General features: G+C 62.6%; 17 protein-coding genes. 9 read left to right on the forward strand and 8 right to left on the reverse strand.

What is annotated here, in order from left to right:
- Positions 1 to 2: 2 nt before the first annotated feature.
- The 3 genes from queA to BLT75_RS14510 all read left to right on the forward strand — a co-directional run bounded on the left by queA (position 3) and on the right by BLT75_RS14510 (position 3,119).
- A complete protein-coding gene (queA, locus tag BLT75_RS14500) occupies positions 3 to 1,052 on the forward strand; it encodes a tRNA preQ1(34) S-adenosylmethionine ribosyltransferase-isomerase QueA (RefSeq protein ID WP_093033083.1) in 1,050 nt (349 codons plus the stop codon).
- 104 nt (positions 1,053 to 1,156) lie between these two features.
- Positions 1,157 to 2,419, forward strand: a complete 1,263-nt coding sequence (locus tag BLT75_RS14505; protein WP_093033086.1) for an MFS transporter — start codon at positions 1,157 to 1,159, stop codon at positions 2,417 to 2,419.
- A 118-nt stretch (positions 2,420 to 2,537) separates the two neighbouring features.
- Entirely contained in the window at positions 2,538 to 3,119 is a 582-nt protein-coding gene (locus BLT75_RS14510) for a DUF924 family protein (RefSeq protein ID WP_093033089.1), read from the forward strand.
- Between the two features lie 7 nt (positions 3,120 to 3,126).
- On the opposite strand, the gene BLT75_RS14515 is transcribed toward BLT75_RS14510, so the two are convergent.
- Positions 3,127 to 3,534, reverse strand: coding sequence for an ATP synthase subunit B family protein (locus BLT75_RS14515; protein ID WP_093033092.1), 408 nt, complete (start codon positions 3,532 to 3,534; stop codon positions 3,127 to 3,129).
- A 203-nt stretch (positions 3,535 to 3,737) separates the two neighbouring features.
- Between BLT75_RS14515 and lpdA the strand changes: the two genes are divergently transcribed.
- Positions 3,738 to 5,132: a dihydrolipoyl dehydrogenase gene (lpdA, locus tag BLT75_RS14520; protein WP_093033095.1), complete on the forward strand. Its 1,395-nt coding sequence runs from the start codon at positions 3,738 to 3,740 to the stop codon at positions 5,130 to 5,132.
- A 242-nt stretch (positions 5,133 to 5,374) separates the two neighbouring features.
- Positions 5,375 to 5,935 (forward strand): methyltransferase domain-containing protein, encoded by a 561-nt coding sequence (locus tag BLT75_RS14525; protein WP_245706538.1) that lies wholly within the window; start codon positions 5,375 to 5,377, stop codon positions 5,933 to 5,935.
- Positions 5,936 to 5,941: 6 nt separating this feature from the next.
- On the opposite strand, the gene BLT75_RS14530 is transcribed toward BLT75_RS14525, so the two are convergent.
- Positions 5,942 to 6,301, reverse strand: coding sequence for a rhodanese-like domain-containing protein (locus tag BLT75_RS14530; protein ID WP_093033296.1), 360 nt, complete (start codon positions 6,299 to 6,301; stop codon positions 5,942 to 5,944).
- Between the two features lie 183 nt (positions 6,302 to 6,484).
- On the opposite strand from BLT75_RS14530, the gene uvrA reads away from it, so the two are divergent.
- Positions 6,485 to 9,343 carry an excinuclease ABC subunit UvrA gene (gene uvrA, locus BLT75_RS14535; protein WP_093033098.1) on the forward strand — a complete coding sequence of 953 codons (2,859 nt, stop codon included), beginning with the start codon at positions 6,485 to 6,487 and terminating at the stop codon, positions 9,341 to 9,343.
- A gap of 116 nt (positions 9,344 to 9,459) precedes the next feature.
- Positions 9,460 to 10,044, forward strand: coding sequence for a VOC family protein (locus tag BLT75_RS14540; RefSeq protein WP_093033101.1), 585 nt, complete (start codon positions 9,460 to 9,462; stop codon positions 10,042 to 10,044).
- A gap of 2 nt (positions 10,045 to 10,046) precedes the next feature.
- Here BLT75_RS14540 and BLT75_RS14545 read toward each other — a convergent pair whose 3' ends face one another.
- The 5 genes from BLT75_RS14545 to BLT75_RS14565 form a co-directional block, all read right to left on the reverse strand.
- The gene (locus BLT75_RS14545) at positions 10,047 to 10,427 is read right to left on the reverse strand and encodes a hypothetical protein (protein ID WP_093033105.1); all 381 of its coding nucleotides are present in this window, start codon (positions 10,425 to 10,427) and stop codon (positions 10,047 to 10,049) included.
- Positions 10,428 to 10,609: 182 nt separating this feature from the next.
- Positions 10,610 to 11,482: a 3-hydroxyisobutyrate dehydrogenase gene (mmsB, locus tag BLT75_RS14550; RefSeq protein WP_093033108.1), complete on the reverse strand. Its 873-nt coding sequence runs from the start codon at positions 11,480 to 11,482 to the stop codon at positions 10,610 to 10,612.
- The gene (locus BLT75_RS14555; RefSeq protein ID WP_093033111.1) at positions 11,479 to 12,525 is read right to left on the reverse strand and encodes an enoyl-CoA hydratase/isomerase family protein; all 1,047 of its coding nucleotides are present in this window, start codon (positions 12,523 to 12,525) and stop codon (positions 11,479 to 11,481) included. The genes mmsB and BLT75_RS14555 overlap by 4 nt, the downstream gene beginning before the upstream one ends.
- Positions 12,526 to 12,532: 7 nt before the next feature.
- Positions 12,533 to 13,675, reverse strand: a complete 1,143-nt coding sequence (locus BLT75_RS14560; protein WP_093033114.1) for an acyl-CoA dehydrogenase family protein — start codon at positions 13,673 to 13,675, stop codon at positions 12,533 to 12,535.
- A 190-nt stretch (positions 13,676 to 13,865) separates the two neighbouring features.
- Positions 13,866 to 14,981, reverse strand: coding sequence for a carboxylate-amine ligase (locus BLT75_RS14565; protein ID WP_093033117.1), 1,116 nt, complete (start codon positions 14,979 to 14,981; stop codon positions 13,866 to 13,868).
- Positions 14,982 to 15,114: 133 nt separating this feature from the next.
- On the opposite strand from BLT75_RS14565, the gene BLT75_RS14570 reads away from it, so the two are divergent.
- Entirely contained in the window at positions 15,115 to 15,960 is an 846-nt protein-coding gene (locus tag BLT75_RS14570) for a class I SAM-dependent methyltransferase (protein ID WP_093033120.1), read from the forward strand.
- Positions 15,961 to 16,074: 114 nt separating this feature from the next.
- Entirely contained in the window at positions 16,075 to 16,545 is a 471-nt protein-coding gene (locus BLT75_RS14575) for a hypothetical protein (protein ID WP_143028566.1), read from the forward strand.
- Here BLT75_RS14575 and BLT75_RS14580 read toward each other — a convergent pair.
- Positions 16,542 to 17,141, reverse strand: coding sequence for a L,D-transpeptidase (locus BLT75_RS14580; RefSeq protein WP_093033126.1), 600 nt, complete (start codon positions 17,139 to 17,141; stop codon positions 16,542 to 16,544). The genes BLT75_RS14575 and BLT75_RS14580 overlap by 4 nt on opposite strands.
- Positions 17,142 to 17,149: the final 8 nt, after the last annotated feature.

Genomic DNA, 17,149 nt, shown 5'->3' on the forward strand with positions numbered 1-17,149 from the left:
CCATGAAACTGAGCGATTTCGATTTCGACCTGCCCGAGGGGCTGATCGCAACCCGGCCGGCGCGGCCGCGTTCCTCGGCGCGCCTGCTGGTAGCCCAGGGCGACACGATCACCGATTCCATCGTATCGGACCTGACTGAATGGCTCCGCCCCGGGGATCGTCTGGTTCTGAATGACACCAGGGTGATTCCCGCCCGCCTCAGCGGCAGCCGGATCCGGCAGAGCGCTCAGGGCGAGGTCTCGGCCCGAATCGAGGTGACGCTTCTCGAGCCGCAGCCGGACGGAACCTGGGCCGCGCTGGTCAAACCGCTGCGCAAACTGCTTGAAGGCGAGACAATCACCTTTTCCGCCGATCTTTCGGCTATTGTCGACCGTATTGCCGAAGGTCAGGCATATCTGGGGTTCAATCTCGCGGGCGAGGATTTCGATGCCGCCCTGGCCGAGGCGGGCGCCATGCCCCTGCCGCCTTATATCGCGGCCAAGCGCGCAGCCGACGCACAGGACAAGACCGACTATCAGACAGTCTGGGCCCGCCATTCCGGGGCCGTTGCCGCCCCCACCGCGTCGCTGCATTTCGACGAACCGTTGCTGGCGGCGCTGGCTGCCCATGGCGTGAGCTTCAGCCATGTCACTCTGCACGTGGGCGCGGGCACGTTCCTGCCTGTCAAGGTCGAGGACGTGACAACCCACAGGATGCATGCCGAATGGGGCCGTGTCAGCCCCGAGGCCGCGGCCGAGATCGCCGCCACCAAGGCCGCCGGCGGACGGGTGATCCCGGTAGGCACCACCGCGCTGCGCCTGATCGAAAGCGCCGCGCGCGGCGGCGCCATTGCCCCCTGGGAGGGCGACACCGACATCTTCATCTACCCCGGTTTCCACTTCCGGGTCGCCGATGGGCTGATGACCAATTTCCACCTGCCGAAATCGACCCTGATGATGCTGGTCTCGGCGTTGATGGGGCAGGAGCGCATCCGGCGCATCTATGCCCATGCTGTCGACAGCGGTTACCGGTTCTTTTCTTATGGCGATGCCTCGCTGCTTTTTCCCGGCTAGACGGTAACGGTTGCGTCCCCGCCGCTTTTGGCGTGGACACGCCCGGTGCGGTCAGGCCATCTTTGGACAAGAGGTCCGCCCATCGCCATCGAAGGTGACGACTAATGCTTCAGGTTCTTTCCAGCGCATGGGCGCTGCTACTGGGTATCGGCCTTCTGATGGTCGGCAACGGGCTGCAAGGCACGTTGCTGGGCGTGCGCGGCGAGATCGAAGGGTTTACGACCTTCGAGATGTCGCTGGTGATGTCCGCCTATTTTGTCGGCTTTCTCGGCGGTTCGCGCATGGCGCCCGAGATGATCCGGCGGGTGGGGCATGTGCGCGTCTTTGCGGCACTGGCCTCGTTCATCTCGGCAGTGATGATCATGTATCCCGTTCTGCCTGATACCTATGCCTGGATGCTGGGGCGCGTCATCATTGGATTCTGCTTCTCGGGTGTCTACGTGACGGCGGAAAGCTGGCTCAACAATGCCGCCGACAACTCGAACCGGGGCAAGGCGCTGTCATTGTACATGATCGTCCAGGTGACCGGCATCATCGTGGCGCAGGGCCTGATCCAGGTAGGTGACCCGGGCGGCTACGAGGCTTTCATCATCGCATCGATCCTGGTGTCGGTCTCTTTCGGGCCGATCCTGCTGTCGATCTCGCCGACCCCGGCCTTCGACAGTACCAAGCCGATGAGCCTGAAGGCGCTGATGAAGACGTCGCCGCTGGGCTGTGTCGGCATGCTGCTGCTGGGGGGCGTGTTCTCGGCCCAGTTCGGGATGAGCGCCGTCTATGCCGCCAATGTCGGCCTGACGCTGACCCAGTTGTCGATCTTCATCGCGACCTTCTATGTCGGCGCCCTGTTCCTGCAATACCCGCTGGGCTGGCTGTCCGACCGTATGGACCGGCGGGTGCTGATCCTGTTCGTGGCGCTTCTGGGCGGCGGCGGGGCGATGCTGGGCGTCCTCATGGGCCAGCGGTTCGAACTGCTGCTGCTGGCGGCGCTGATCATCGGCGGGCTTTCCAACCCGCTCTATTCGCTGCTCATTGCCTATACCAACGACTATCTCGACTATGACGACATGCCGGCGGCCTCGGGCGGGCTGGTGTTCATCAACGGGCTCGGCGCCATTGCGGGGCCGGTCACGACCGGCTGGCTGATGTCGGACGGCGTTTTCGGCCCGCCGGGATTCTTCGTGTTCATCGCCGCGCTGATGTTCGCCACTGCAGCCTATGCCGCCTACCGCGCGACCCAGCGCGCTTCGACCCCGATCGAGGAAACCGGTAGCGTCGCCTACATGTATCCGACCGCTTCGCCGGTTGCCGTCGAGCTTGCACAAGAAGCCGCGCACGAGGCCAGCCAGACGGCGCCAGAGTCGCAATAATCGGCATTTTTCGCTTGTTCCATGTCGGTATGTTGCAAATTTTTACTGTGAAAAAATTGTAAAATATCGTTTAATACCCAAGTGTCTGGGGAAAAAACAGGAGCGTGGAGAAAGACCGATGGTCGGCCCCGAAGACATTCTGAATTTCTGGCTGGACGAGGTTGGTCCGGACGGGTGGTACATCGAGGACGAGGAAATAGACGCCCGCATCAGGGCAAAGTTCCTGCCGACATGGGAGGCAGCGTCAGAGGGCCGGTTCTCGCTCTGGTTGACCTATCCCAGCGGTGTTCTGGCGTATATCATCCTCACCGATCAATTCCCCCGCAACATGTTCCGTGGCTCGGGCCGGGCCTTTGCCACCGACCGCGCGGCGCTGATGGCCGCCAAATGTGCGGTCGACAAGGGCTGGGACATGAAGATCGACGAGCCTGCGCGGCAGTTCTTCTACCTGCCGTTGATGCATTCCGAAAATCTTTGCGACCAGGAGCGCTGCGTGCGCCTGATGTGCGAACGCATGCCGGCTTCGGGAGCATCCAACCTGCTGCACGCCCGTGCCCATCGCGAGGTGATCCGCCAGTTCGGCCGCTTCCCCTATCGCAATCACGCCCTGAAACGGCACAGTACCGAGCAGGAAAACGCCTATGTCGATGGCGGTGGCTATGGTTCGACCGTGCGCCGGTTGCAGGCTGCTGCCGGCTAGGCCACACCTAGTTGATGGGTTCGCAGCCCCTGACCGCCGACAGGCTGCGGGCAAACTTGTCCGCGGCCGTTTCGATCGCCGTGTCGATCAGCCGGTCGGGCAGGGTGGCCAGCTCGTCCATCCGCGCATGCATGTCGTCCAACCGGGCGCCCATCGCATCCAGTCGCGCCTCGACCCGTGTCATCGGCACCCCCTGCGCCCCGATCGCGGCAATGTCGGCGCGCAACCCGGATATCTCGGCCCTCAACCCGGCGACCTCGTCGCGCACCGGGGCGAAGATCCGGATGCTCTCGGTCAGGCGGTCGGTGATGTCATCGACGGTGGACATCAATTGCCAGGCCAGGAACAGACACAGCGCCACCAGGATCAGCGTCGCGTTGATCAATGCAAGAACCAAGTCTTTCAGTGTCTTCATCGTTGAAACCTCGGCTTGGGAATGGAACCAGTTTCCTCCTATCCAGTTCTAGCGAAACCGGGGCCAAGCGTATAGGCTTGACCATGACGGGTTCACTGGGTGCCCCTGCGTCAAATATGTCGCGGAACGCTGTTGTTGAAGTCGTTTAAAGATTAGTTTAATGGTAAACTAGTTTTTGAAGCAGGTCTGGCCGAGGGAAGAACATGGCTGCACAATCCTATGACGTGATCGTAATCGGTGCCGGACCGGGGGGCTATGTCGCCGCTATCCGCGCGGCGCAACTGGGGCTCAAGGCCTGTGTGGTCGAGCGCGAGCATCTGGGCGGCATCTGCCTGAACTGGGGCTGCATCCCGACCAAGGCGCTGCTGCGCTCCTCCGAGGTGTTCCACCTGATGGAGCGCGCCAAGGAATTCGGGCTGAAGGCCGACAACATCGGCTATGATCTCGACGCTGTGGTCAAACGCTCGCGCGGGGTGGCCAAGCAGCTGTCCTCGGGCATCGGCCACCTGATGAAGAAGAACAAGATCGACGTGGTGATGGGCGCGGCGACGATCCCGGCCAAGGGCAAGGTCTCGGTCAAGACCGACAAGGGCACGCAGGATCTGACCGCCAAGAACATCGTTCTGGCCACCGGCGCCCGCGCCCGTGAATTGCCGGGGCTCGAGGCCGATGGCGATCTGGTCTGGACCTACAAGCACGCGCTGCAACCGGTGCGGATGCCCAAGAAATTGCTCGTCATCGGCTCGGGCGCCATCGGCATTGAATTCGCCAGCTTCTACAACACGCTGGGTTCCGATACGACCGTGGTCGAGGTGATGGACCGTGTTCTGCCGGTGGAAGACGCGGAAATCAGCGCCTTTGCCAAGAAGAGCTTTGTCAAGCAAGGCATGAAGATCATGGAGAAATCCATGGTCAAGCAGCTGGATCGAGGCAAGGGCAAGGTGACCGCTCATATCGAGACCGGCGGCAAGGTCGAGAAGATGGAATTCGACACGGTGATCAGCGCTGTGGGCATTGTCGGCAACGTGGAGAACCTCGGGCTCGAGGCGCTGGGGGTCAAGATCGACCGCACCCATGTGGTGACCGACGCCTATTGCCGGACCGGGGTCGAGGGGCTTTATGCCATTGGCGACATCGCCGGCGCGCCCTGGCTGGCGCACAAGGCCAGCCACGAGGGCGTCATGGTGGCCGAGCTGATCGCGGGCAAACACGCCCACCCGGTCAAACCCGAAAGCATCGCGGGCTGCACCTATTGCCACCCGCAGGTGGCATCGGTCGGCTATACCGAGGCCAAGGCCAAGGAACTGGGCTACGACATCAAGGTCGGACGCTTCCCCTTCATCGGCAATGGCAAGGCGATCGCGCTCGGCGAGGCCGAAGGCATGGTCAAGACCATTTTCGACGCCAAGACCGGCGAGCTCTTGGGCGCACATATGGTCGGCGCCGAGGTGACCGAGATGATCCAGGGCTATGTGGTGGGCCGCCAGCTGGAGACCACCGAAGAGGACCTGATGCATACCGTCTTCCCGCATCCGACCCTGAGCGAGATGATGCACGAAAGTGTGCTCGACGCTTATGGGCGCGTTATTCACATGTGATAACAGGTGCTTGCAAAGCAAGGCTAACCCCTGCGCGGATGATCCGGGCGGGGTTTTTTTGTTCTGCCAGGCCCTTACCACAGATCGGGCACAGCTTTGCCGGAGAGGTCCGGATCCTTGTAGCCTTCGGTCCGAAGCGAATAGCCGTTTCTTCGTGCCGTTTGCGGGCAAAGATTGGCTAATCCCGACTGGACGCATCGGCCACAGGCTGCTTACCTGTCTTCTGCAAAGGGGAGGTGCTGGTGACGAGTCTGAATCGGATCGTGATGGCGCGATCCAGCCGCAGGATGATCAAAGATCTCGGCCCTGACCGGCTGGACGCGGCCGAGGTTTCGGGCAAATGGGGCCAGCAATTCACCTTTCGCAGCTATCGCCGGTTTGTCTATCCCGAGTATGACATCTGCGCCGGGCCATACCGCGACGAGGCCGGAGAGCTCTTGTCCTTCGACCTGATCATGGCCAACCAGGTCTGGGAACATCTCGACCGTCCCTACGAGGCGACGCTCAATGTGCTGGAAATGCTGCGGCCCGGCGGCCATTTCTGGCTCGCCGTTCCGTTCTTCATCCCGTTTCACGCCGCACCCATGGACAATTCGCGCTGGTCGGCGCGCGGGCTCAGGAACTTTCTGATCGAATGCGGGTTTGACGAGGATGAAATCTGGGCCGAGCAATGGGGCAACCGTCACGCCGCGTTGCGCAATCTCGAAACGCCCTGGCCGCCGGAATATCACCCCGAGAGCGATCCCCTGGACAACGACCCGGATTTTCCGATCTGCGCCTGGGCGCTGGCGCGCAAGACCTGACAGGGATCAGATGCGCTCCACCGCGCCGCCCGCCTGAACCCAGTGGCCCAGCCCGCCGATATTGTGCACCGGGTCAAACCCGAGGCCGCGCAGGATGGATTCGGCATGCGCAGACCGACCGCCCGACGCGCAATAGACCGCGATCGGTCCAGCATCGGCCAGCAACGGGTGAAAATCCGGGTGCCGCCGGTCGGCCATATCGCGCAGACGCATGAGCGGGATATGCAGCGCGCCCCTGGCCTTTCCGGTGGACTGCACCTCGCCATGCTCACGCACGTCGATGAGCAGAAGTCCGCCGTCAGCCGCCTGTTGCACGGCATCGGCCACGGAAAGTCCAACGGGAGAGGGTTTCTTGAAAAAGAACATGTCGCCTGCCTGAGGATATGGGCGTTTCGGCCCGGAAGTGATGACCTCGAATTTAACATTCATAAATATGAATTCAACAGGTAAATGCTGTGCGGATGATTTGTTCCCCTTACGTTCCGTTAATTGGGTTGGAGACTCGCGACAGATCGCCTATCTGTTGCGCATAGGATCCGAGGGCAGTTCATGGCTGAGCAGAAGTTCATCGAGGTACGCGGCGCGCGCGAGCACAATCTCAAGGGAATCGACGTCGATATTCCCCGCGACCAACTGGTGGTGATCACCGGGCTTTCCGGCTCTGGCAAATCGAGCCTTGCCTTCGACACGATCTATGCCGAAGGGCAGCGCCGCTATGTGGAAAGCCTGTCGGCCTATGCCCGCCAGTTCCTCGACATGATGGAAAAGCCGGATGTGGACCATATCAGTGGTCTTTCCCCGGCGATTTCCATCGAGCAGAAGACCACCAGCAAGAATCCGCGCTCGACCGTGGGCACGGTGACCGAGATCTACGACTACCTGCGCCTGCTGTTTGCCCGCGCCGGCACACCCTACAGCCCGGCCACTGGCCTGCCCATCGAGGCGCAGCAGGTGCAGGACATGGTCGACCGGATCATGGCGTTGGAGGAGGGCACGCGCGGCTACCTGCTGGCCCCCATCGTGCGTGATCGCAAGGGCGAATACCGCAAGGAATTCCTGGAGCTGCGCAAGCAGGGCTTTCAGCGGGTCAAGGTGGATGGCCAGTTCTACGAGCTGGACGAACCGCCCACGCTCGACAAGAAGTTCCGCCATGACATTGACGTGGTGGTGGACCGAATCGTGGTGCGCGAGGGGCTGGAAACCCGGCTGGCCGATAGCCTGCGGACCGCGCTGGACCTCGCCTCGGGCATCGCCATCCTGGAAACCGCCCCAAGCGAGGGCGACCCCGAACGCATCACATTTTCCGAGAATTTCGCCTGTCCCGTCTCGGGCTTCACCATCCCCGAGATCGAACCGCGGCTCTTTTCCTTCAACGCGCCTTATGGCGCCTGCCCGAAATGCGACGGTCTGGGAGTGGAGCTCTTCTTTGACGAACGCCTGGTGGTGCCCGATCAGAGCCTCAAGGTCTATGATGGCGCGCTGGCCCCCTGGCGCAAGGGCAAGTCGCCCTATTTTCTGCAAACCATCGAGGCCATCGCCCGCCATTACCAGTTCGACAAGAACACCGCATGGAAGGATCTGCCGGAAAAGGTGCAACAGGTTTTCCTCTACGGCTCGGGCGAGGAAGAGATCCAGTTCCGCTATGACGAGGGCGGCCGCGTCTATCAGGTGACCCGCAGTTTCGAAGGCGTCATCCCCAACATGGAACGCCGCTATCGCGAAACCGACAGCGCCTGGATCCGCGAGGAATTCGAACAGTACCAGAACAACCGTCCCTGCGGTGCCTGCGGCGGTTACCGCCTGAAACCCGAGGCACTGGCGGTCAAGATCGCGGGCCTGCATGTGGGCCAGGTCGTGCAGATGTCGATCAAGGAAGCCTATGCCTGGATCGACACCGCGCCCGCCGCGCTGAGCGCGCAGAAGAACGAGATCGCCCGCGCCATCCTCAAGGAAATCCGCGAGCGGCTGGGCTTCCTGAATAACGTGGGTCTGGAATACCTTACGCTGTCCCGTTCAAGTGGAACGCTGTCGGGCGGCGAAAGCCAGCGCATCCGCCTGGCCAGCCAGATCGGTTCGGGACTCACGGGTGTGCTCTATGTGCTCGACGAACCCTCCATCGGGCTGCACCAGCGCGACAATGACCGCCTGCTCACCACGCTCAAGAACCTGCGCGACCAGGGCAACACGGTGATCGTCGTTGAACATGACGAGGAAGCGATCCGCGAGGCTGATTACGTCTTCGACATCGGCCCAGGTGCCGGGGTGCATGGCGGCCGCGTGGTCAGCCACGGTACACCGACCCAGATTGCCGCCGACCCGGCCTCGGTCACCGGCCAGTACCTGTCCGGCACCCGCGAGATCTCGGTGCCCGCCGACCGCCGCCCGGGCAATGGCAAGAAACTGACCGTGGTCAAGGCCACCGGTAACAACCTTCGCGAGGTCACCGCCGATTTCCCGCTGGGCAAGTTCGTCTGCGTCACCGGCGTTTCCGGCGGGGGCAAGTCGACGCTGACCATCGAGACCCTGTTCAAGACCGCCAGCATGCGCCTGAATGGCGCCCGCCAGACGCCCGCGCCCTGCGAGACGATCAAGGGGCTGGAATTCCTCGACAAGGTGATCGACATCGACCAGCGTCCGATCGGCCGCACGCCGCGCTCCAACCCCGCCACCTATACCGGCGCCTTCACCCCGATCCGCGACTGGTTCGCCGGCCTGCCCGAGGCCAAGGCGCGCGGCTACAAGCCGGGCCGGTTTTCCTTCAACGTCAAGGGCGGCCGCTGCGAGGCCTGCCAGGGCGACGGTGTCATCAAGATCGAGATGCACTTCCTGCCCGACGTCTATGTTACCTGCGAAACCTGCAAGGGCGCGCGCTATAACCGCGAGACGCTCGAGGTCAAGTTCAAGGGCAAGAGCATCGCCGATGTGCTTGATATGACTGTGGAAGACGCGCAAGACTTCTTCAAGGCGGTGCCCTCGATCCGGGAAAAGATGGATGCGCTCTCCCGCGTTGGCCTGGGCTACATAAAGGTGGGCCAGCAGGCCACCACGCTCTCGGGCGGCGAGGCGCAGCGGGTGAAACTCAGCAAGGAACTCAGCCGCCGTTCGACCGGCCGCACGCTCTATATCCTCGACGAACCCACCACGGGCCTGCATTTCGAGGATGTGCGCAAACTGCTCGAAGTGCTGCATGAGCTGGTCGAACAGGGCAACACGGTGGTGGTGATCGAACATAATCTCGATGTGGTCAAAACCGCCGACTGGATCATCGACATCGGCCCCGAAGGCGGCGACGGCGGTGGCATGATCGTCGCTTGCGGCACCCCCGAAGAGGTCGCCGTCAGCGACCGCAGCCATACCGGGCGCTACCTGAAGCCGATGCTCAACCCCGAACGTGTGGCGGCGGAGTAGAGGGGCCGAAAGACGGTCCTGTAAAGGCACAGTGTTATCCCCGCCTGCAAGGGCGGGACATCGCGCGCAGGCCGTGGCAGACTGGGGGCAGACATGTCCGAACCAAGGAGGCGACCATGCGCAAGTTGCAGACCCAAGGGGTTCATCACATAACGCTCACCGGAGCCGACCGGCAATCCACCATCGATTTCTGGGAAGGCGTGCTGGGCATGCCTTTCGTCTTCGACCAGCCCAATCTCGACAACCCCGACGAGGGGCATGTCTATTTCGATCCGGGTGACGGGCGGCTGATCACCGTCTTCACCAATGAAACCCGCAGGGGCACGCCGGAGCGCACGCCCACCGACCCGGGCTGCGTACACCACATCGCCTTCAATGTCTCTCAGGCGACGTTCTGGCAGGCGGTGGAGCGGCTGGACGAACGCGGCATAAAGCATTCCGGTCCCCGCGACCGGGGTTTCATGGACTCGATCTATTTCACCGATCCGCTGGGCCTGCTGATCGAACTGGCCAGCTACCGGTTCGAGCCGCCGGCGGGCTGCACCCATGCAGATGTGCTGATCCGCGCCCACCGCATCCGGGTGGCGCGCGGCGATTACAACATCGACCGCATCCACCTCGCCGATGCGATCGAGGAGCTCGTGTCCATGCGGCAGGAAAGCCTGTCCAGAGACCGCGCGCCCAAAGATCCCTGGGGCTGATCTCAGTTCAGGATATCGATCACTGCGCCGATCAGGTTCAGCACCTTGTGGGTGTCGCGATCGACCTGATAGACATAGTCGCCCGCCCGTACGTAATAGCCATACCGTGACAGGCCATAGCGATAGGGATCGTCGATGCGGATATAGTCGCGCACGATGTAGTCGCCGATGCCATAGCGCGCCTTCGCCTGTCCGGGCGGCACGCAGGGAACGGCTTTCTTGGCCAGGCCAGGCGGGCAGTGTACCGAATTCGTTGGGTTGGCCGGACGGGTGATCTTGTTCCCGCCCTTCTGGGCGCCTTTGCCATTATCATTCCCGGCCAGCGCCGGTGCAGCGGACAGGGCCAGGCTCAGCACCAGTGTTATCGGGATCATCCGAGTCATGCTGTCATTTTCCTCTCGCCTCCGGCAACCTGCCGGAGATGTGCCATATATGAGGTCAAGTCGTGGGATCTGCAAACCGGTACGCGAAAACCCGCCGGTCGGGGCACCAGCGAGCCTGGCTTCTTTCTGGTCGAAAATACTCCGGGGGTGAGGCCCGCATGGGCCGAGGGGGCAGGGCCCCCTTACCCCCGACCGCGTTTTTCGAACCGCGGCAGCATGGCGCTGAAATCCATACCCTTGCCGTCCTCGCTCTCGACGAACTGCGCATAAAGCGCCTCGGCAAGTTGCCCCATCGGCGTGTCGGCATCGGCGCTGGCCGCCGCCTGCTGGCTCAGGCGCAGGTCCTTCAGCATCAATTCGGCCGCAAAACCCGGGCGATAGCCGTTGTCGGCCGGTGATTGCGGCCCAACACCGGGGGCCGGGCAATAGGCATTCATGCTCCAGCTGTAGCCCGACGAGGTTGAAACCACGTCGAACATCTTCTGCCGGTCCAGCCCCAGCTTGTCGGCCAGCGCAAAGGCTTCGCAGGTGGCGATCATGGTCACGCCCAGGATCATGTTGTTGCAGATCTTGGCCGCCTGTCCGGCGCCCGCCGCCCCGCAATGCACCGCCTTCTGCCCCATGATGTCAAAGAGCGGTTTCGCCTTGTCAAAAGCCGCGTCCGAGCCGCCCGCCATGAAGGTCAGCGTGCCCGCGGCCGCCCCGCCGATGCCGCCCGAGACCGGGGCATCGACGGCCAAAAGCCCTGCTTCTTCAGCCTGTTCGGCCACGGCTTTCGCGCTTTCCACGTCGACCGTGGAACAATCGACAAACGCGGCGCCCAGCGTCATCGCCGGGATCACCTCGGCGGCGACGGCCCGCAGTATCTGGCCGTTGGGCAGCATGGTGATCACCACATCGGCGCCCCGGACGGCCTCGGCGGCGCTGCCCGCCATGGTCGCTCCCTCGACCGTCACCGCTGCCATGTCGAAGCCGGTCACGTCATGCCCGGCCTTGACCAGGTTGGCGGCCATCGGCGCGCCCATGTTGCCCAGCCCAATGAACCCGATCTTCATGTGTTCTCCTCCTCGAATGTCAGCGCCTTCGCGCCCAGGGGTTGCAGCATGGCCGATACCGCGACCGCCGGTACGTTCATGTCGGAAAATTGCCAGCGCGGATTTCGGTCCTTGTCGATGATCTGGGCCCGAATTCCTTCCAGGAAATCGCCCTTCTCCATGGACCGGTAGGTATAGCGGTACTCCAGTTCCAGCGCCTTCCGGATGTTCAGCGACGGCCCACGCAGCCGGTGCAGCATCTCGACCGTGCAGGCCATCGAAAGCGGCGAATTGCGCCCGAGGCTCGCGAGAATTTTCGTCGAAAATTCTCCGCCGGCGCTCCGCAGCGCGGTCAGGATGTCCCCGAGCGTTTCGCCGCCGAAATGCGCATCGATTTCGGTCTGCAATCGGCGCAACTCACCTTCGGGCGGTGTTTGGGCATGGGTCTTGAGCATCTCCGGATCACCCGAAGCCTCCAGCATCTCGATCAGCCCCGGCCAGTCCGCTTGTGGAATGTAGAGGTCGGCAAACCCGGCATGGATCGCGTCATCCGGCCCCATTCGCCCGGCGGTGCAGCCCAGGTATTCCCCCAGCCGCCCCGGCGCCAGCGCCAGCATCAGCGTGCCGCCCACATCCGGCACCAGTCCGATCCCGCATTCCGGCATCGCGATCTTGCTGCTTTCGCCCACCACCCGGTGTGAGCCGTGACAGCCGATCCCGACACCACCGCCCATGGTGAACCCCTGCAGAAAACTCACCACCGGCTTGGGATATTCGAAGATCATCGCGTTCATGCGATATTCGTCGCGCCAGAAGGTGCGGCCATAGCTGTAATCACCCCTGGTGCCCGTGTCATACAGCTCGGCGATGTCACCACCGGCGCAGAACGCCTTGTCGCCCTCGGCGTCAAAAATCACCAGCGCGACCTCATCATCCTCGCGCCAGTTCCTGAGCGCAGCGTCGATCGCCATGCACATGTCATAGCTCATGGCGTTCAGCGCCTGCGGACGGGTCAGCGTGATCCGCCCCGCGCGTCCCGTGACCCGGATGTCGATATCTGCCATCAGACCCTCAGCGGTTGGCCAGCATGTGGCGGGCGACGATGACCCGCATGATCTCGTTGGTGCCTTCGAGGATCTGGTGCACGCGCAGGTCGCGCACCAGCTTCTCGATTCCGTAATCGGCAAGATAGCCATATCCGCCGTGCAATTGCAGGCATTGATCGACCACGTTCGATCCGGTCTCGGTCACGAATTTCTTGGCCATGGCGCAGAACTTGGTCGCGTCGGGTGCCTTCTGGTCCAGCTTCCACGCCGCCTGCCGCAAGAATGTTCGCGCGGCCTGCAATTCGATCTCCATATCCGCCAGCCGGAACTGCAGCGCCTGGAACTGGTCGATGGACTGGCCGAAGGCCTTGCGCTCGGACATGTATTGCAGCGTCATGTTCAGCGCCGTCTGTGCCGCGCCCAGGCTGCACGAAGCGATGTTCAACCGCCCGCCGTCCAGCCCCATCATCGCGTATTTGAACCCGTCTCCCTCGACGCCCACGAGGTTCGCCGCCGGCACCTTGCAATCGTCGAACTGTACCTGGGCGGTGGGCTGGCTCTTCCATCCCATCTTCTGCTCCAGCGCACCAAAGCTAAGCCCCGGCGTGCCGTCTTCCACATAGACGGTCGAGATACCCTTGGGTCCATCCTCTCCCGTGCGCACCATGCAGACATAGGCATCGGAATAGCCGCCACCCGAAATGAACGCCTTGGTGCCGTTCAGCGTGTAACCCTCGTTGGTCTTTTCCGCTCGTGTCTTCAACGCAGCCGCATCCGAGCCCGAGCCCGGTTCGGTCAGGCAATAGCTGAGCACTGTGTTGAGCGACAGCACATCCGGCATCACCCGCGCCTTCAACTCGTCGCTGGCGAACATGTCAAGCATCTTGGCGCACATGTTGTGGATCGACAGAAAGGCCGCGACCGAGGGGCAGGCCATGCTGAGCGCCTCGAAGACCAGCGTCGCATCCAGCCGGCTCAGGCCCGCGCCGCCCGCATCCTCGGAGACATAGAGCCCGCCAAAGCCCAGCTCACCCACCTGCGGCCACAGGTCCTTGGGAATGGTGCCTTCGGCCTCCCATTTGCGGGCGAATGGCGCGATATTGTCCTGGCCAAAGGCATGGGCCATGTCGAATATGGCGGTCTGTTCCTCGGTCAGCGCAAAATCCATGACGACTCCTCCATCGACAGGCAGTGGAAATGAACAGTTGTTTATTTTTACTTGTGGCCCGGCGTCCGATCAAGAGTCAAAGCCGCAAATGCCCCTTGCAGAAATGCAAAGCTCCTTCCACCTGTCTTCATCTTTTCCCAAATGCTCCGGGGTGACTTGGCCGCGGGTCAAGACGGGCAGTGCCCCTGTCCTACAGATCGGCATGGAACTCCTCGATCAGATGGCGCACCACCGCCTGGCCCGCATCCTCGCCGCGGGCCAGCGCCTCGGCATGAACCCGGCGCTGTCTGGTGGCCGAGTTGCCGTGCTCGGCGATCTGACGCAACCGGGCGATCTCGGGTAGTGTCCCAAGCGCTTCGGCGTCCTCGGACAGCAATCCCATCAACTCCCCCATCAACTCGCTCATCGGCTTGATCGAGCGGTCGCCAAAGTCGATCAGCCCCTCGCCCACGCCGTAGCGTTGCGCGCGCCAGCGGTTCTCGCCGATCAGGAACCGGTCGTAATGCCGCCAGCGCAGGTTGCGCGCCTTGAGCCGGCACAGCATCCGCACCAGCGCCTGGTTCATCGCCGCCAGCGACAGGGCGTGCTCCAGCCGCGGCTGCACGTCCATGATGCGGGTTTCCAGCGTCGGGAAGCGGTGCGAGGGGCGCAGATCCCACCAGATCTTGGTGGTGTCCTCGATCACCCCGAGTTCGACCAGAATGCCGGTGGTGCGTTCATATTCCGCCCAGCTTGCGAAAATGGGTGGCAGGCCGGTGCGAGGCAGGTTGTCGAAGATTGTCAGCCGATACGAGGACAGCCCGGTATCCTCGCCATTCCAGAAGGGCGAGGAGGCCGACAGCGCCAGCTGATGTGGCAGGAAATAGCTCAACTGGGGCATCAGGTCGGCCCGCAGGGAAGGGTCCTCGATTCCGATATGCACATGCATTCCGCAGATCAGCATCCGCCGGGCCACTCCGCCCAGGGCATGTTGAAGCGCGTCATATCGCTCCTTGCGGGTGTGCTGCTGATCCTTCCAGTTTGCGAACGGATGACAGGAGACCGCAATCGGCACGAGATTGTGCTCGGCGGCGCGCTTGGAAACGCAGGCGCGCAGCCGCTTCAGGTCTTCGCGCGCCCCGGCGATGGTGCTGTGCGGGCGTGTGCCGACCTCGATCTGGCATTGCAGGAATTCCGGACTGACCTGTCCTTCGAAATCCGCCTGGCAGGCCTCCATGAGGGCGGTCGGCGCTTCGGCCAGTTGCAGGCTGTCGCGATCGACGAGCAGATATTCCTCTTCGATCCCGAGCGTGAATTCCGTCTGCATGCGTCCTCCGCTTGTCTGGTTTGGCCAGTGAACAGGCTTCCGGTCGCTGGCTCAAGTACGAATGGCATTGGAACGGCTGCTTGGGCCAGATATGCAACGGGGCGGAGCAGGTGGCGGATGACAGGAGACGGCGGTGAAAAAGCGGAAATTCCCCAGGGCAAATGCGTTGCTGTCCCGTTGGGGTATGGCGCTGGTCGATGCGCGCGATGGGATCGCGGAGCAGCAGCGGCTGCGCGATTTCGAAACGCGCGGAGGCCTGGATGACATCGCCTATGCGCTCAGCCCCGGAATGGAGGGCTTCGACATTTCGGAACTGGCCCAGGAATACACCACCCATGCCGGGGCGCTCGCGGTCCTGCACGATCCGGCGCGGAACCGGACCGGGTATCGCGGCAACAACGGATACTACGACACACCCGATGCCGAGGCGCTCTATCTCATGGTCCGCCGGTATCGACCCGCGCGGGTTATCGAAGTCGGATGCGGCAACTCAACAAGGATTACTCGCCAGGCGGTATTTGACGGTAAGCTGGACACGACCATCACGGCGATCGACCCCTGGCCGCGCGCAGATATTGCTCATGTGGTCGACCGGTTCGAACAGAAACGGTTGGAAGAGGTCGACCCGGTTCTGTTCGCCGAACTGGGCGCAGGCGACATCCTGTTCATCGATTCAAGCCACCAGGTGCGGATGAGCAACGACGTGGCGCATCTGTTCTGCCGGATCATCCCGGCGTTGGCTCCGGGTGTGGTGATCCATGTGCACGATGTGTTCCTGCCCTATGAGTACCCCAAACGGTTCTTCTATGACTGCCCGTCCTGGGCGGAGCAATATGTCCTGCATGCGCTGATCCAGACCGGGGGTTACGAAATCTTGTGGCCTGGCTACTATCTGCAGAGGGCACGGCCCGATGTGGTCGAGGCGCTGCCGTTCCTGGGACAGGGGCGGGCGCAATCCTTCTGGATCCGAAAGCGCTGATCAATTGCCATTGTTTCGGTTCTGGCCTCAGTGCTGCCAAATTTTGTCAATAGCCTGTGTGTGTGGAAACAGAAGCCCGACCAAGAGTTCTGAGTAAAGGCAGGAAGAAGCGAAATGAAACTTGCAAGAGTATTGGCCATGACAAGCGTGGCTCTGGGTGTTGCCCTCGGCCATGCCGAGGCCGGGCCGGATCAGGTTTCGGTCCTGCTTGGCTCTCATCACATCGGAGCCACTCGGTCCTTCGAGGAATTCAACCCGGGGCTGTTCCTGACCTGGACCGAAGCTGCGGTCAGTCACCGGGTGGACCTGAGCGTGGGCGCTTTTCGCAACAGCTATGGTGACGCCTCTCTGGCTCTCAGCGGCGCGTATCCACTTTACCGGACAGAGACCTGGGGTTTCGATCTGTTTGCCGGCCTTGCCTGGTACCCTGGCAACGGCGATCAGTTCAGCCACGCCATCGATGACATGGTGCCGCTTGCCGGCGCGCAGATGCGGTATCGCAACCTGTTCATGCAGGCCTTGCCGGCGGGCGGCAACTCGGTCGATGCCACCCTGACCTTTGGTCTGACCTTTCAACTGGATTAGAGCAGCCGGACCTTGGTTCCGATCTGCACCAGCGGATAAAGCTCTTCCACGTGCTGGTTGTAGAGCCCGATGCAGCCGGACGAGCTTTGCCGTCCGATCTTGCGGGTGTCGTGGGTTCCATGCACCAGGTACGCGGGCCAGGACAGGTACATTGCACGGGTTCCGAGCGGGTTGCCCGGCACGCCGCCTTCAATTCTGTCGGGCAGCGTGGGGTCGCGCTCGCGCATCGAGGCCGTGGGGGTCCAGCTTGGGTTCTCGGTCTTGCGCACGACCTCGGTATAACCCCGGCGTGTCAGTTCCTCGGTCATCGGAACCGAGGACGGGTACAGCTTGTAGGTACCGTCGGCCGCCCAATAGTGGACAGCCCGGCTGGAGATATCGGCCAGCAGGCAGCCGACCCCGATGCTGTCGAAGTGATCCTGCCAGTTCTGTTGCATGAAGGCGGATATATTTCGACGCACCGCGACCTGATCGCGGATCACCTCTTCGTTGGTCGGAAAGGCATCCGTGGACTGTGCGCGGGCGATGGCCGGCGCAGCCAGAGTGGCAGCGAAGCCAAACAGGGTCGCGCGGCGGGTCAGGCGGGGCTGGGGCATAGGGTCTC

The organism is Ruegeria marina, from assembly GCF_900101475.1.
Lineage (GTDB): Bacteria > Pseudomonadota > Alphaproteobacteria > Rhodobacterales > Rhodobacteraceae > Ruegeria_B > Ruegeria_B marina.